Here is a 15,344-nt window from a genome sequence, read left to right on the forward strand (position 1 = left end):
ATTTGGATCTACAGATAGAATACAGTTAGTGACGAGAAACCAAAAAGGAGACTTCAACATGGGACATTCGCTAGGGAAAATCAGTGCCATCCATCGCTATCCGGTCAAGTCGTTTCGCGGGGAAAGCCTGCAGGAAGCTGCCGTATCCCGGTTCGGCCTGTACGGCGACCGCAGCCGCGCATTTTTGGACGAGAAAAGCCCGGTCAGACACCTGACGGCAAAGCATGTCCCCAAGCTGCTTGAGTATCAGGCTGCCTGCGTCAGTGAAGGGGATGAGACGTCTTTTCCCGATGTTCGGATAACAACACCGGACGGGCGGGTAGTTCCTTGGACAGATGAGGAACTGCATAAGGAAATCGAGCAGCTCAGCGGACGGCCTTTGGTTCCCGTCACCTTTACGCCGCAGGATGAGCTGATGGGCGTCGATCAGGCGCAGCTGCTGATCGTGACAGACGCTTCCGTACGGGCATTGGAGCAGATGTGGGGAAAACCGGTGGACCCCCTTCGTTTCAGGCCTAATATCGTCTTGGAGCAAGCAGATGGAGTGCCATTTGCCGAGGAGGACTGGATCGGGCGGCGGATTCAGATTGGCGAGGTAGTCGTGGAAGTGTACAAAAAGTGCAAGCGCTGCTCGATGGTCAATATTGATCCGGGGGATTACTCGATTGACCCTGGCTTGTTGAAGACGCTTGCGACGAGTCGGGAGGCTTGCTTTGGAGTGTATGCGGCTGTGGTTGAAACCGGGGTTGTTCGGGTTGGGGATGTGGCGGGTTTGTTGGGGTGATGTTTCGGAGAGCGTCTGCTGAGAGTATGGGGCGGAATTACTAATATTGGCATGTACATGGCGTGGCTTTCTAGCCGCTGTTGGCTGCAGGGCCACGCCTTAGCTTTATGGACAGTGGACTAAAACGCTTTTCAGCATCACAGCTACTTTCAGTCGAAAAAAGAACGCGGTGTATCGAGTTTCTATGCAGTGCTAAACGCTTTTCAGCATCACAGCTACTTTCAGGCTCTACCTCCGACATTTCCCATGCGTAACGACCTGGTGCTAAACGCTTTTCAGCATCACAGCTACTTTCAGTTGAAATTCCGTGTGCATCCAGGTATGCAAGGCAAACGGGTGCTAAACGCTTTTCAGCATCACAGCTACTTTCAGCAATTATCGGACTGGCATTGCTCGTCGGCGCGGCGTGCTAAACGCTTTTCAGCATCACAGCTACTTTCAGCGGATATGCCGCGCGATGAGAGATACGGGTGCGGGGCGTGTGCTAAACGCTTTTCAGCATCACAGCTACTTTCAGCACCTGCGTGGGTGAAGCGCCGATAAATACCGCAAAGTGCTAAACGCTTTTCAGCATCACAGCTACTTTCAGTCGTTTGGACTGATCACGCACTTTTCGATGCGTTGTCGTGCTAAACGCTTTTCAGCATCACAGCTACTTTCAGTGCGCGGTCGGTCAATACGAAGACCAGCCACGCCATATGTGCTAAACGCTTTTCAGCATCACAGCTACTTTCAGGAAATGTGGCGCGTGGTTGGTGGTTTGGTCGATCGGTGCTAAACGCTTTTCAGCATCACAGCTACTTTCAGCGGCATAAACAAAAGAACGCGCTCCCTTGATTTTCCCGTGCTAAACGCTTTTCAGCATCACAGCTACTTTCAGCCTACGTGTTGGAGAACGTTGTTCATTGCGCTAATGTGCTAAACGCTTTTCAGCATCACAGCTACTTTCAGACGGCAGTCATACTTCCTTTTGCTCAGCAAGAGATGGTTGTGCTAAACGCTTTTCAGCATCACAGCTACTTTCAGTGGAGCCTCTGGAACAACTGATTACGCCAGCCATGCCGCGTGCTAAACGCTTTTCAGCATCACAGCTACTTTCAGCAATCACTGGGAGAAACGAGAGCAAAAGGTTAACGTGCTAAACGCTTTTCAGCATCACAGCTACTTTCAGTATTGAAACCGAATGATGTAGTTGCTATCGAGGGTTTTTGTGCTAAACGCTTTTCAGCATCACAGCTACTTTCAGGGACGAAAACTCGCCCACATACAACTCGCTCAAACAGTGCTAAACGCTTTTCAGCATCACAGCTACTTTCAGAAACTACCTTTACAAAAACGAAGGTAGAGTGGTAGTGCTAAACGCTTTTCAGCATCACAGCTACTTTCAGCGCGGTACGTCTCCAAGCAATTCCGGAACGGTCCGGTGCTAAACGCTTTTCAGCATCACAGCTACTTTCAGCAGTTCCGCCACATCCGCCTTCGCCCGTTCCACGATCTGTGCTAAACGCTTTTCAGCATCACAGCTACTTTCAGAGCCTCCACAAAAAACCCTTGATACATATGGGAAAGACGCCCTTCATTTCAAGCACCTCTGACGAAGCGGTTCACTTTTTACAAAAGGCCCTTTCTTTTATAGGAATGCAATACCCATACTTATTGATTTACCAGTATTCCTCCTAATTTTCAAGCACCTACCTAAACAGGATAATCGTCCAAACCCTGTCAGGAACGGCCTCATCATACTTTTTTCAGGTTCTGTTTCAAGAATGACCTTGGTACTTGAATCGAATTACAATGTTCACCACTACGAGGGTGGAGCGTGTCCAATCCCCTAAATTAGAACGCAAACTCCTTTTTGAGGGTTTCTTACTATTGTTCAACCTATTAGAGGAAAATATTAAAAAGTGATTTTAACACCCAAATGACAATCACAAGAATTGTTTTTGGCAAGTAAGAAATGTAGCAAATGGCAATTAAAAATGTACCACTTGCCAACCCCTAAATTATTTACCGTGTAATAGCGATTCTTTGTATCGATGGCTTTCGCCATTGAAGACGATCAAATGAGAGTGATGAATCAAGCGATCAATAACTGCCTCTGTTAAAATTGGATCACCAAATATATGATTCCATTGGCCAAACTGTAGATTGGTCGTGATAATAATACTTTTTCTTTCGTAGCACATGGAGATAATCTGAAATAGCAGTTCTGCACCTTGTTTATGCAGAGGAATATACCCCAGTTCGTCGAGTATTAACAGATCTAGCTTCTCAATATGGTTAAAGAATCGGCTCAACGAGCCAGTCTCGTGAGCTTCTAGCAGCCGATTGACTAATCCAGCGACAGTAAAGAACTTTATCTTTTTCCCTTGCTGCTGAATGGCATTTAAGCCAATCAGAGTGGATAAGTACGTTTTCCCCGTTCCCACACCGCCATAAAAGATCAGATTTTCTTTCTCCTCTATAAATCCACCATGAAGGATATGATCCTGCGTGAGACCTTGTCCCATCTGAATATGACCCCATTCAAATGGCTTTCCTGTTATTCTTGGCAAGGAAGATTGTTTAAAGAGCAGATTGATTTTCCGTACTTCTCGTTGTTGTATCTCGTTTTCTAGTATTTTGAGTAAGTACTCTTCATTTGTAGTAGCTTCAACCTCATGGAAATGTTGCCGAACCCAACTCAACTTGAGACGCTTTGAATATTCTTTTATCAATGCATCCACTAGTGATGACCTCCCGTTCCCTTAAAAAATTCATTGTAATGGGCTAATCCTCTAGTGGCTGTTGGAACGGCAGGAACAAAACCTTTCGGTTGGATGGTATCCCTTTGTCCACGGCCATTCATGAGTTGATAATAGATCTGCTTAATAGAATCAACGGCTGGGTGACCATTCTCAGAGGCAAGCTGCAAAGCTTGCGTGGGTATTTTCATATCATCGTTTTTTAAAATGACGGATAGTAGCTGGAGAGCTTCTTGCTTCTCTGGGACCGTGCAATTCGAGAGATAGACTTGCCATTCGATTGGCAATTGTTCATAAAAACTTGTGTATTTAATAGCAGTTGGCCGTTTTGCCATCAATATCAAATATGGCTGCCAAATCACTGATTTTGGCTCTTTGCCATACAGCCTGGGATGCTGTACGATCAGCTCATATTCTTCAGTTAAAATATCGACTCGGTCAAATGAGATCTTTGCCAAAACCATACATTTGGCAAAACGGGGAGACGTTGAGTAGAGTTTATTTTCGACTCGGATATATCCGTATTTATCCGCTTTTACTCGTTCATATCGGATACAATCAAACTCTTTGGCAGGTAATTGAAGAAGGTGTTCCTTGTCTGCCAAATATAGTTCGGAAAGCATGGTTTCTTTCACATAATGAGGTCTCTCCCGATCTTTCTCGGCTTTTTTCCAAAGGGTTTCGTTTAGCTGATCAAGATTGTGTATCTGCAACTCAGGAAGCAGGAAGTTGTTGCGAACGTACTTGACCATCGCCTCTACGTGCCCTTTTTCATTGCCACTACCGGGATTGCAAAACTCGTATTCAAAGTCATAATGAAAAACGAAGTTTTGAAATTCCTCCGTCAGTTCACGCTGACCATTTGGCATGATCTTTTTCACCGCTGGTGATAAATTATCAAATCGAATGACCTTTGGAACTCCACCTATATAGTGAAAGATACGCTTTAATCCCTCCAGAAAGCATTCTCGATTCTGAGACTGGAAAACTTGAAAGTAGAACGTGTTGCTATAAGGAAACGAGAGAACGAGGAATGGCAAGGTAACACTTTCTCCCTGATATTTGAATGGTGCTTCTCCAAAATCAACTTGAGCTGATCCAGGTCTCGTTTCCAATGGCAATGCCGCAGCATCACTTGTCTCCGCTAACTGGTGCTTACGTTGGGAAACATATTGTCTGACAGAGCGAGATGATCCTGTAAATTGGTATTCCTCCACTAATTGCGTGAACAAGCGTTGTGCTGTTCTTCGGAACTTCTTTTTCTTGTTCAAGTCCTCTTTGATCCATTGATCAAGAATAGGTTTAACGGGCTCCATGACTCTAGCTTTTCGAATTTGCTTGGGCTTTTCTTGTAGATTGAAATCATCCATTTCTGCATACTTCTGAACCGTCCTTGAATCACGATTCATTTGTTTGGCAATCTTGCTATAAGCTCGCCCTTTTTTGTTTGCCTCATGCCTGATATAATTAATTTCTGCCACTGCTAACATCTCCTAACTTTATACCTCCCGTCGTCTGTAATGCCCAACAGGAGTGTATTTTGATAAGGGGATGTTGGCAAGTGGTTTTTTAATTTATGCAGCCCCTACGGGTCTGCATAAATTAACTGCCATAACCTACATTTTTAGTCTGCCATAAACATCTTTTTTCAGATTGTATCTGAACGATATGAAAAAGGTTCATTGATCTTGACTTCAAACAAATCGTACGGAGCCTGGAGAGAGATTTTCGGAGATACCATTTTGGCCACTGCGATTTTGGACCGACTGCTTCACCATTCCAGTACGATCAATATCAAAGGGGAAAGTTATCGCATTAAGGAAAAGAAAAAAGCAGGTTTCTTTCGACCGGAGCCTGCTGAAGTAAACAACCAGTAGCGACAAAAATGGGGAATTTTCAACCGATAGTTTTGGGGAAAATTAAATCGATATTGACACAGCAGAATTACAGGGGACAATGCGAAAGGCGAGAGCTCGTGCTAAACGCTTTTCAGCATTACAGGAGGTACTTTCAGAATATGCAGGAAAAGACAGAATGAAAGGATATTTTAATTAAGAGAGAAAGGCACCTCAACATGAAGTGCCCTAGTAGCTAATTACTTAACCTTCTCAATTGCTTCTAATAGAGCATCTTCAGCGATAAAAGGAAGTGCATCTACATCAGTGACATTTTCGAATTCTTGAGTAGTAAATTGCTTAGAAGAGAGACTTCTTGATTTATCTGTTTTGAATAGTTGATTGGGTGTATTGGGTATCAAGATCAGCTTCTTTAAATTATCATCATACTGTCCATTTAAGAAAAGTAAGTATTCACCTTGTTCTAATGCTTGATATTCAGGTGAAACTATATTCACCATGTCTTTTCCTTCATTGGTGTCAACACCGACAAGGCGATAAACCTCAACAGTTTCACCTTCAACGATTTCTTGATCAGTGAGGTTGCTATAAACCTTATCGACCTGAACATCATAAACAAAAAATACAATTTCACCAACTGTTTCTTTTCTGTATTCTTTTGGAACGTTACCTTTGATAATAACTTTGGAGTCCTTAACGATTTCTTCAGTTGACTTAAAAGTTTTTGCTAAAGCTGGGCTGTGGTCACTTGGGCCATTCAACTCTTTATATGCTAAAGCTGATCCAACACCAACTATAAGCGCCAAAGCAGTGACAATAGTAATCATTTTTTTCAATGTTGACACACCCTTCCTATTTATCGTCCATATAATTCTCTGATATTACTCTTGTCAAAGCTTGTTGGCCCATCAATATCCCAATCGAATACATCGGCATAATCCATTATGGAGTCAATCTTACTACTACTTACATGCGCTAAACCAAGTGCGTGACCAAATTCATGCACGATTGTATTAATTGTATCGTCTTCATCAAGATCGTCACATAAATAACGGACAATTACAATATCAGCCGACGCATATGGGGAGCGATTCTCTCTTCCTCTGTCATCATAAGGGATTCCATATCCATAAGTGCCGCTCCAACCAAGATAATTATCTGCTTCTCTGGAGAGGTGTCTTACACCAATATATCCAGTTTCATCGTCCGCTGGAGAGAGATCAAAATTCCGACTTATTCCATTCCACTTGTCAACAGCAGTCCAGAGTACATCAGAGTACTTAGATGCTAAATTGATGTCTTCATATAAGATGACTGGGGTTATTGAAGTATCCCATTTCCCACCAAGGAAATTCGCGAATGCACTTGTTGCTAAGAATGAAAGAGAGGCAACAACAGAAAATAAACCTACTGCAACCTTTGTTCTCTTATTTGACATTTCACGTCCCCCTTACATAATTTAACATACTCCAAATATAAATAAAAATGGTTTATTTTGCAAATTCACTCTATAAAGAAACTTGTATGAACTAATAAAAAACTATTTCATTGAAAAAGGAGAGGATTGAAATGGCGAAATACCGAAAGAAACCAGTTGCTATCGAAGCAGAGGTATACCGTGAAGGCTTAGAAGATGACTTTGAATTCTATTCGTTGACAGAACAATATTTTGGATACTACACAAAAGAACAGTTAAAGCATGGGTATCCAAAAGCAAATAGTGTTCCTATGATTCAAACTAGTGAAGGTCGCATTAAGATTTCTGAAGATGACTGCATCATTGACTATAATACAGTGGGAATTTGGGCTTATTCTCAATTAATTTATTTTGCTTAAGTATGTTCAGCAAAAACAATTCCAGTGACACCTTCTTCATTAATACCAGAATTTCTGCAAATTTAATTGGCCCATTCCTTTTCCTTTTCTACGCTTCGCTTTATGTACTCAACCGCAAAATCCATGTTCTCCTTTGTATTTAACTCAGGAAACTCAAACATAATAATCTGAAGTATGGTGCCATATAATACGGAGTACTGAGTTTCATCTTCCTTAATCAAATTAATCATAATTATTCGAGCCGATCATTCTATTTGTGCGTACGAGTGAATGGAAATAAGCAAATGCACCAGTAAAATAAATTCCCTCAAGTACCAAATAAGCAATTAGCGCTTTATACAATTTGCTAATTGATTCGGGATCATCAACGTAATCTTGAATCAAATCGAAAATTTCTTGATTGGATCGGCTACACTGAATTGGACCATTCTCTTAAGTTCTAGTAGATTGAAACCAAATCGAAAGGGAACGGAGAGTATGTCATGGGGAAGCGTGAGCGTCGATCATGTACAGATGAATTCAAACAACAGATGGTTCAGCTTTATGAGAATGGCAAGCCACGTGCAGAAATTTTGAGAGAATATGATCTAAGTGCATATGCAATTGACCGTTGGGTCAAACAAGGTAGAACAACAGGTTCTTTCAAAGAAAAGGACAACCGGACAGAGGAGCAGAAGGAACTTCTTGCGTCACGTAAGGAAATTCAACGATTGAAAATGGAGAACGATATTTTAAAGCAAGCGGCGCTGATCTTCGGACGAAAATAACGGTAATTCAGCAAAACGCTCATAAGTATCCCGTATCGGCCATGTGTAAGATCCTCCAGGTCAATCGGAGTACCTACTACTACGAGAGTAAAGAGCAATCATCTGTCGATGATGAGACGGAACAAGCAATTATCCGTATTTTTGAAGAGAATCAGCGCGTTTATGGAGCACAGAAGCTCAAGGCAAAACTTCATGAAGAGGGAATGACGGTCTCAGACGGCGCATTGGGCGTTTGATGAAGTAAAACGGCCTGGTATCGGTCTACACGGTTGCACAGTATAAACCTTATGTAACGTCATGTAATGAATCGCTGATTCAGAATGAACTGAATCGCGAGTTTGTGAAAGAAGCACCACTGGAAGCCGTTGTAAATGACTTGACCTACGTTCGGGTCGCAAACAAATAGCACTATATTTGCCTACTCGTTGACTTGTTTAATCGGGAGATTATCGGTCACAGTTGTGGAAAATTCAAAGATGCAAGCATTTGCAAGCGTAAAAGGAGATTTACTGTGAATGTCAATCAAAATGTTGACCACCGTGCTCATCAAAAAATTGACCACCATGGCAAAAATCAATCCACCCGTCGGGTGGGTAACTTTTTCATGATCACGATCTTTGAATGCTCTGCTTAAAGCGATAGCTGTCTCCATTCATTGCAAAGATATGGGCACGATGGGTAAGCCGATCAACCAGGGCTGACGTCATTTGCTCATCTTTGAAAATCTGTGTCCATTCCGTAAATTCCAGATTACTGGTAATGATCATGCTTCCTTTCTCATAGCGGGCCGCACAAAATTGGAATAATAACTCCGCCCCGGTCCGACTCAGAGGGACAAACCCGACTTCATCCAAAATAATCAAATCTGTTTTCAACCATTGCCTCTCTAGCTGGAGGATTCGCTTTTGGGACTGAGCTTCCATAAGCTCGTTACATATTTTAGCGGCAGTCCAAAACTGAACGGAATAGCCATGATGGCAAGCTTCCTTCCCGAGTGCAATGGAGAGATGAGTTTTGCCAGTGCCAGAGTTTCCGATAAACATGATGTTCTCTGCCTTTTCGATGTACTCACAACGAGCCAGTTGAAGCAATTTGGGCTTATTGAGGGACGGAATCGCCGAGAATTCAAATTGATCGAGCGTTTTCATAGAAGGGAATTTGGCGTGCTTGATGCGACTCGCGATTTGGTTAGCATCCCTTTGCTGAACTTCTTGCTCTAGTAGGGCTAAGAGGAACTCCTCGTAGGGAATTTGCCGTTCAGCAGCATCATGGGCGATTTCCTTATAGACACGTTTAATCGCAGGTAAGCGAAGGCGTTTCGCGTAGGTTTCAAGCAGGAAACTCGTACTCAATGAACCACACTCCTTTTCTGTAACAAACGATTGTACTGGCTAAGATCTGGGGCCTTTACCTGAATACGTGGAACAGAGCTATCCTCCGCCAACGAGAGTTGGGGCAAACGGTGTTCCGGCAATGTTCGCTGAAACAATAATTGCCTTACGGCATCATACTGGAACATCCCTTTTTGGCAGGCCTCCCCCAGTGCTTCTTCGACGAGAGAAGTATCGAATTCACGGTGCAAAAGCAAGAGTCGAACGAACTCCTTCATCCCTCCTGGTCGGTTACGGCACTTGTCCAAGAACTTTTGGTAAATGGCGGGTAATCCTGCCTGATGCAATGGTCTAGCATAAAGAACTGCTCCTGGGCGAATAAGAAGTAAATCCAGATAATGATCGTATTGCAAAATCTCCTTTCCTTTTTCCAAGCACCGCTCATGCGTCGCAATCAGGCTTTTTCCGTGATACACCTCAATTTTTTCAGCAAATACTCGGCAAATAAGTTGGGTCGATGCATAGGAAACCGGGACGGAATAGGCATTTTTTTCAATGTGGATCATGGATAGCGTATTGCTTTTCACGGGTACAACACGGAAACAATCCAATGGCCGTGGAGGCAATGGAAGCATGATGGGCAACTCTTGAACAAATGCTTCTCCAACCGTTAGGGAAGACCGGGGAACGGTTGTATTCTCGTAAGAGATACATTTTTCGAGGAGGATTTGATTTAGCTCCTCCAGAGAAGAAACACTAGGAACAGGTGCAAAAAATTGCCTCTGGGCAAACTGTACGAGGTTTTCCACTTGGCCTTTTTGATGCCCTTTTCCCGGATCACAGAAATAGCTTTCAAACAGGTAGTGGGCACGTAGCTGAATAAATCGCTCTTGTTCCTCGCGATTTTTGCCTTCCAATACCTTCTTAACGGCTGTTGTCAGGTTGTCGTATGTGATGACTTGGGGAACAGCACCGAAAAATTCAAAAGCATCTACATGACCTTGGAGAAGAGCCTCTTGCTTCTGATGAGCAAATGTCTTGATGAAAATCTTTCTGCTGTATGTGCAACGCATACAAAAGACTTGAACCTTCACTTGTTTCCCTTGTAAATGAACCGTAACCTCACCCCAGTCAAATTGGGCAAATCGCCCTGGCGGGAAATCAAGAGGGACAAATGCTTTAGGAGGAGAAACCCGCAACTCTCTGACGTAGCGTCGTACAGTAGATTCACCGCCGGTGAATCCATGTTCGTCAACGAGTCTCTGGTAAATACGTTTGGCAGTATGACGCTGCTTCGGGGGAGCCTGTTCATCTTGACGCAGCCATTCCAAGATGATGGGCTTGACAAAATCAATGACTGGCTTCGGCTTCGGTTTTGAAAGCTGGTATACAGGGATTTCCGTTGATGTCAAGGCTTTTCGTATCACTTGACGCGAGTAGCCAGTTTCGCGAGAAATTTGACGAATCGACTTCCCTAGCAGAAAGTGTTGTTTCCTGATAAACTCATAATTAGCCATCTGAAGCATTTCCTTTCCTCCTATATCTTGTTGTCTAGACAACTACAAGATACAGGAAAGAGGTGCTCAGGTGGTCAACTTTTTTATGAGCGATGTACCACTAGGTGGTCAATTATTAGATTAGCATTCACAATTTGCGCCAAATCCAGCTTTTTTAAGTTTTTTAATGATACCACAGGATTGAATATATGGTAATAGTTTCCTTGTAAAATAATGGAGAATCGTGGAGTGATTTTTTCTTTTTTTACACAGACGAGCAGCATCTATGACATTAAACCTTCCCACACAAAGGAGGTCATCAATGGACAATTCCAGTAAATAAGCTGCATCCCGCAGCTATTCATCACACAGTATGCAATTGCACTTACAGTAGGACTAGATCTCCACGCGCTTGACGAACTACAAGCAGAAAAGGACATCATATAACGGCAAATTCCTGGCTTTGGACATTGTACCTAGATGAGTGAATCTCCGTCCGAACAGGTTTTGATGTTTGAGCTGACCGAGGAGAGCGAATCGCGTAAGGCGTCATTGTTCAAGTCATTCGCGGACATGCTCATTGGAGTGGCACGATCGCGTCAAAGGGATCGCGAAGAGCGAAAGGTGAACGCACAGGAATGGGGCAAAGGTGTGAAAACGGTTTACAAGGGAGAATAGAATAGTGCCGAGGACTTTCTCAATAAAGGGCTTTGAAGTGAGTTGGTCAAGCTCCTGCAATAATTGGATGATCGATGACAAAAATTAGGTAAATACCCTGTTTGTCTACTGCGAATATCATAGCTTATGAAGGGAACTCCTTTGTTCTGTTTTAGCAGGATGGGGAGCTATACATAGTGCATGGATCGTATATTGTTCCTGCTACGCATTGGAGGGGAAGTGGCATCCAGACATGGCGAGTATTGAGTTTTTGTGCTATCGACTTGTTCTCGGCAGGCTAGGCCGCTGCGGTTTGGGGTGACGGGAACCTGTCCGAAGATGATTTGGCAGCACCTTTGATTGGCTTCCATGTGCTAAACGCTTTTCAGCATCACAGCTACTTTCAGAAGCCTACAGGTCGATACAGAAGCCACTCCAAATACGTGCTAAACGCTTTTCAGCATCACAGCTACTTTCAGTTCTATCCCTCTTGAACCTTTCAATCTGGCTCCTTTTCGTGCTAAACGCTTTTCAGCATCATAGCTACATTCAGCTCGTCCCGTCTGTTACTTCTCTCCATTGGATTTTATAAGGTGCTAAACTCTTTTCAGCATCACAGCTACATTCAGACTATTCAGTCGGTTAAAAACGAACACCTCTGCTTCGTGTGCTAAACGCTTTTCAGCATCACAGCTACATTCAGGGTGGCCCCTCCCCTCCCGGCGCTGGCCCGGGCGGAACCGTGCTAAACGCTTTTCAGCATCACAGCTACATTCAGTCTTTCCGTTCGGAAGGATCACATCATTGGAGAAGTGCTAAACGCTTTTCAGCATCACAGCTACATTCAGAACAAACACACAGTACCACTAGAATTATCAGGTACGTGCTAAACGCTTTTCAGCATCACAGCTACATTCAGGCTCCTTCGATGAGTGGGAGTTGCCTTTTGCGAGAGGTGCTAAACGCTTTTCAGCATCACAGCTACTTTCAGTCTAGCCAGACCGATTGCATCTGTTTGCAAGGTAACGCTGTGCTAAACGCTTTTCAGCATCACAGCTACTTTCAGGGTTCACGAATTCCCCGAACGGAAAGTAAAGGGATTCCAGTGCTAAACGCTTTTCAGCATCACAGCTACTTTCAGATGCTGCAGGATATTGAGCGGAAAGTGTTGCGTATGTGCTAAACGCTTTTCAGCATCACAGCTACTTTCAGATCACAGCCATATGCTTTCTGGTAAGCCTTGGTGGGTGCTAAACGCTTTTCAGCATCACAGCTACTTTCAGAGACGAAAAAGCCGAATAAGGCAACGAAGCCTTCAGGGGGTGCTAAACGCTTTTCAGCATCACAGCTACTTTCAGTCGTGTTAAATTGCCTTTCTTCCGACCTTAAACACCATGTGCTAAACGCTTTTCAGCATCACAGCTACTTTCAGCATCGGGATGGGGACGAGTTTTATCGGCTCCGTCCTGTGCTAAACGCTTTTCAGCATCACAGCTACTTTCAGCGCTTCCTGATGTTTGTCACGCGGACAGACAGTTTGGTGCTAAACGCTTTTCAGCATCACAGCTACTTTCAGCCACCTTCCGGTTAATATCGCATAGCTCCGAGTAGCAGTGCTAAACGCTTTTCAGCATCACAGCTACTTTCAGAGCCTCCGCAAATAACCCTTGATACACATGGGAAAGACGCCCTTCATTTCAAGCACCTCTGGCAAAGCAGTTCACTTTTTACAAAAGGCCCCTTTCTTCCACAGGAATACAATCCCCATACCTATTGATTTACCAGTATTCCTCCCGATTTTCAAGCACCTGCTTAAACAGGATATTGGCCCAAACCCTGTCATGAACGGCCTTCATCAAGCTTTTTTCGGGTTCAGTCTTAAAAATGTCCCTGGTGCTTGAAACGACTTACAACGTTTTGAACCGCTCCCGATCCGGACTCCATTCGGCGCTCATGTTCCACTGTATGATTTTATTCTGGTCAGGAGCATAAATCGGGGCAATCAACAAGCTGTCTTCCTTTGACAGGATTTTGGCCAACTCCCAGCGAAGCTGAGCCATGGCACGTTCAGATAAATAGCATTGAAAAACCGAGTACTGGATTCTCTCTCCGTAACCCTTCATGAGTCGAAAACACTTCTTCCACCGCTTGGGCTCACGAATATCGTAACAGACAAGGTAATATTTCATTTTTCCGCTCATTCTCGTTACCTCAACCTGCTTTGCGCAAACAAACCGGGCCTGCCTGACCATTCTTTTTCCAACAGCCGAACTTCCAGCTCGATGGCGCGATCATACGAAAGCGAATAGCCAATCACCGGGTGTTTCCAGGTGTCCTGCTTTCGTCTTTCGTAAGCGGCGATCGCCTTTTTCTTGCCTGCTTCGCTCAGCCATACCTGATCTCCGGCTTTTGTGAAGTCCTCTTCCACATCCCATTGCTTACGGTGTATAGTTCCCATCGCGGTTATGTCACACAAGGAAACGCGGAAAATTTCCATTAGGTCCAGTGCAAGTGGATACGCCTGTGATCTCGGCTGATGATAAAAACCGATCGTCGGGTCAAGCCCCACTACGGTGATGGCCTCCACACAATCCTTGTACAGCATGCCATAGTAAAAAGAGAGGAGGGCATTCGCCGGGTCTTTCGGAGGGCGGCGATTGCGATGGGAAAAAGCCATTCCAGCTTCCAGCTCATCTGCTGTAAATTCCGCAAAACAAGCGAAATACGCTTTGGCCGCACTGCCTTCCCATCCGAGGAGTTCCTCTGTCGTTTTCACTTTTTGGCTGTGAGATACTGCATGCCGTATGGCTTCAACAGCAGTCACTACCGTATTGGAACGCGGTTTTCCACGGGTACACCGCAAAACATAACGAAGCTGGGACTCCATTTTCGCTAAAACCAATTTTTTTGCCAAAGCCAGCTTTACTGCATCATCCGTTAATGCCTTATATTGTCTAAGCCGTCTTTGGACACCTCCAGCCGCCTTTGTTACGCTCCCGATATAATTCCCTCCGCCAGTTAACCAATGGACAGCGATTCCTTTCTCCGCACATAACATCAGAGCCTGGGTGGATAATTGAACGCTTTGTCCATGGATCGACAACGAGTTTATCTGCTCGCTCGGAAATACCTCTTTCTCCCCGTCCCTTTGCTCCACTACGAGAGACAAACCGGAGCGACGAATATATGCCCCGTGACTTGCCACATGAAGATCCAACTTTTCTCGGTCTTCCGGGAACAGACGGATGACTTCCCGTTTCGGTGAATCCAGTAGGCGTTCTTCTTCCGGGAGACAGACCGGCGCCAGAGAACATCTGGCACACAGACGTTCATTTGTTGTAATATGAGGCCTCTCCGTTGAGGCTCTCAATGCTTCTGCCCGGCTGATCGCTTGTCTGACTCTGCTGCGCATCTGCTCATCCACAGGGACACTCACTGTCCGATGATCTGAAGCGTAGTAGACCTTGCCTTCCGGAATGCGTTGACCGAAGTGTTCTTCCAGAAGCATCGCATAGGCCGCAACTTGAATTTCATCGGACGGCCAAGCCTCATAAATACCCCTGGAACTTGACTTTTTGGCGTGTCCTTTTTTGTATTCGTACGGGATCCAATTGCCATCTACAGACCTGATGCAATCCACTTTCCCTCGTATGCCTAAAGTGGGACTCTCCAGTGTAAAATTGGTCAATTCTATGTACTCAGGCATTTCCTCATGAAGTCTTCTGCCGTCGTATACTGCCTGATCCGCGAATCGGATTTCCTCTACCTCTTCCAGAAAAAACAGTCGCTCACAATACTCCAGCGCATGCAAGGCCATGATGCGGGTGAGCGGTTGATCCGCTGCTGCCGACATCCTCAACACCCTCCTGATTC

Annotated in this window: 12 protein-coding genes, 1 pseudogene and 2 CRISPR repeat arrays; of the genes and pseudogenes, 5 read left to right on the forward strand and 8 right to left on the reverse strand. The window is 44.5% G+C overall.

The window, feature by feature from the left end; genetic code table 11:
* Positions 1–58: 58 nt before the first annotated feature.
* Positions 59–784 carry an MOSC domain-containing protein gene (locus tag NST96_RS23150; protein ID WP_003391799.1) on the forward strand — a complete coding sequence of 242 codons (726 nt, stop codon included), beginning with the start codon at positions 59–61 and terminating at the stop codon, positions 782–784.
* 117 nt (positions 785–901) lie between these two features.
* A CRISPR array of direct repeats spans positions 902–2,317; the repeat unit is 36 nt; unit sequence GTGCTAAACGCTTTTCAGCATCACAGCTACTTTCAG.
* Between the two features lie 470 nt (positions 2,318–2,787).
* Here NST96_RS23150 and istB (NST96_RS23155) read toward each other — a convergent pair.
* Together istB (NST96_RS23155) and istA (NST96_RS23160) are read right to left on the reverse strand one after the other, a co-directional pair.
* The gene (istB, locus tag NST96_RS23155; protein WP_342404177.1) at positions 2,788–3,510 is read right to left on the reverse strand and encodes an IS21-like element helper ATPase IstB; all 723 of its coding nucleotides are present in this window, start codon (positions 3,508–3,510) and stop codon (positions 2,788–2,790) included.
* Positions 3,510–5,018 (reverse strand): IS21 family transposase, encoded by a 1,509-nt coding sequence (gene istA, locus NST96_RS23160; RefSeq protein WP_024985313.1) that lies wholly within the window; start codon positions 5,016–5,018, stop codon positions 3,510–3,512. Before istA (NST96_RS23160) ends, istB (NST96_RS23155) begins: the two co-directional genes overlap by 1 nt.
* 147 nt (positions 5,019–5,165) lie before the next feature.
* On the opposite strand from istA (NST96_RS23160), the pseudogene NST96_RS23165 reads away from it, so the two are divergent.
* Positions 5,166–5,405: pseudogene (locus NST96_RS23165) on the forward strand (ATP-binding protein); the annotation flags it as partial.
* A gap of 218 nt (positions 5,406–5,623) precedes the next feature.
* Here the strand turns inward: NST96_RS23165 and NST96_RS23170 are convergent.
* On the reverse strand, positions 5,624–6,211 hold the full coding sequence (locus NST96_RS23170; RefSeq protein ID WP_238986179.1) for a hypothetical protein: 588 nt from the start codon (positions 6,209–6,211) through the stop codon (positions 5,624–5,626).
* A gap of 29 nt (positions 6,212–6,240) precedes the next feature.
* Entirely contained in the window at positions 6,241–6,822 is a 582-nt protein-coding gene (locus NST96_RS23175; protein ID WP_003389981.1) for a hypothetical protein, read from the reverse strand.
* Between the two features lie 131 nt (positions 6,823–6,953).
* On the opposite strand from NST96_RS23175, the gene NST96_RS23180 reads away from it, so the two are divergent.
* Together NST96_RS23180 and NST96_RS23185 are read left to right on the forward strand one after the other, a co-directional pair.
* On the forward strand, positions 6,954–7,220 hold the full coding sequence (locus NST96_RS23180; RefSeq protein WP_243014167.1) for a hypothetical protein: 267 nt from the start codon (positions 6,954–6,956) through the stop codon (positions 7,218–7,220).
* Between the two features lie 482 nt (positions 7,221–7,702).
* Entirely contained in the window at positions 7,703–7,987 is a 285-nt protein-coding gene (locus NST96_RS23185) for an IS3 family transposase (protein ID WP_024985555.1), read from the forward strand.
* A 608-nt stretch (positions 7,988–8,595) separates the two neighbouring features.
* Here the strand turns inward: NST96_RS23185 and istB (NST96_RS23190) are convergent.
* Positions 8,596–9,339, reverse strand: a complete 744-nt coding sequence (gene istB / locus NST96_RS23190; RefSeq protein WP_025846873.1) for an IS21-like element helper ATPase IstB — start codon at positions 9,337–9,339, stop codon at positions 8,596–8,598.
* Positions 9,336–10,844 (reverse strand): IS21 family transposase, encoded by a 1,509-nt coding sequence (gene istA / locus NST96_RS23195; RefSeq protein ID WP_251256056.1) that lies wholly within the window; start codon positions 10,842–10,844, stop codon positions 9,336–9,338. Before istA (NST96_RS23195) ends, istB (NST96_RS23190) begins: the two co-directional genes overlap by 4 nt.
* 450 nt (positions 10,845–11,294) lie before the next feature.
* Between istA (NST96_RS23195) and NST96_RS23200 the strand changes: the two genes are divergently transcribed.
* Positions 11,295–11,492 (forward strand): hypothetical protein, encoded by a 198-nt coding sequence (locus tag NST96_RS23200; protein WP_172920808.1) that lies wholly within the window; start codon positions 11,295–11,297, stop codon positions 11,490–11,492.
* A gap of 350 nt (positions 11,493–11,842) precedes the next feature.
* Positions 11,843–13,120: a CRISPR direct-repeat array (repeat unit 23 nt; unit sequence GTGCTAAACGCTTTTCAGCATCA).
* A 258-nt stretch (positions 13,121–13,378) separates the two neighbouring features.
* Here the strand turns inward: NST96_RS23200 and cas2 are convergent.
* Both cas2 and cas1 read right to left on the reverse strand, forming a co-directional pair.
* Entirely contained in the window at positions 13,379–13,723 is a 345-nt protein-coding gene (gene cas2, locus NST96_RS23205) for a CRISPR-associated endonuclease Cas2 (protein ID WP_319800726.1), read from the reverse strand.
* Entirely contained in the window at positions 13,678–15,324 is a 1,647-nt protein-coding gene (gene cas1, locus NST96_RS23210) for a type I-MYXAN CRISPR-associated endonuclease Cas1 (protein ID WP_003389987.1), read from the reverse strand. The genes cas2 and cas1 overlap by 46 nt, the downstream gene beginning before the upstream one ends.
* Positions 15,325–15,344 lie beyond the last annotated feature (20 nt).

Source organism: Brevibacillus sp. FSL K6-2834 (genome assembly GCF_038592925.1).
Classification (GTDB): Bacteria; Bacillota; Bacilli; order Brevibacillales; family Brevibacillaceae; genus Brevibacillus; species Brevibacillus borstelensis.

Excerpts from the sequence above, each read along its gene's own strand:
- NST96_RS23150 (WP_003391799.1), top strand. The coding sequence starts at position 59 with ATGGGACATTCGCTAGGGAAAATCAGTGCCATCCATCGCTATCCGGTC.
- istA (WP_024985313.1), bottom strand. The coding sequence starts at position 5,018 with ATGTTAGCAGTGGCAGAAATTAATTATATCAGGCATGAGGCAAACAAA.
- istA (WP_251256056.1), bottom strand. The coding sequence starts at position 10,844 with ATGCTTCAGATGGCTAATTATGAGTTTATCAGGAAACAACACTTTCTG.
- NST96_RS23175 (WP_003389981.1), bottom strand. The coding sequence starts at position 6,822 with ATGTCAAATAAGAGAACAAAGGTTGCAGTAGGTTTATTTTCTGTTGTT.
- cas1 (WP_003389987.1), bottom strand. The coding sequence starts at position 15,324 with ATGTCGGCAGCAGCGGATCAACCGCTCACCCGCATCATGGCCTTGCAT.
- NST96_RS23170 (WP_238986179.1), bottom strand. The coding sequence starts at position 6,211 with ATGATTACTATTGTCACTGCTTTGGCGCTTATAGTTGGTGTTGGATCA.
- NST96_RS23200 (WP_172920808.1), top strand. The coding sequence starts at position 11,295 with ATGAGTGAATCTCCGTCCGAACAGGTTTTGATGTTTGAGCTGACCGAG.
- cas2 (WP_319800726.1), bottom strand. The coding sequence starts at position 13,723 with ATGGTCAGGCAGGCCCGGTTTGTTTGCGCAAAGCAGGTTGAGGTAACG.
- NST96_RS23185 (WP_024985555.1), top strand. The coding sequence starts at position 7,703 with ATGGGGAAGCGTGAGCGTCGATCATGTACAGATGAATTCAAACAACAG.
- NST96_RS23180 (WP_243014167.1), top strand. The coding sequence starts at position 6,954 with ATGGCGAAATACCGAAAGAAACCAGTTGCTATCGAAGCAGAGGTATAC.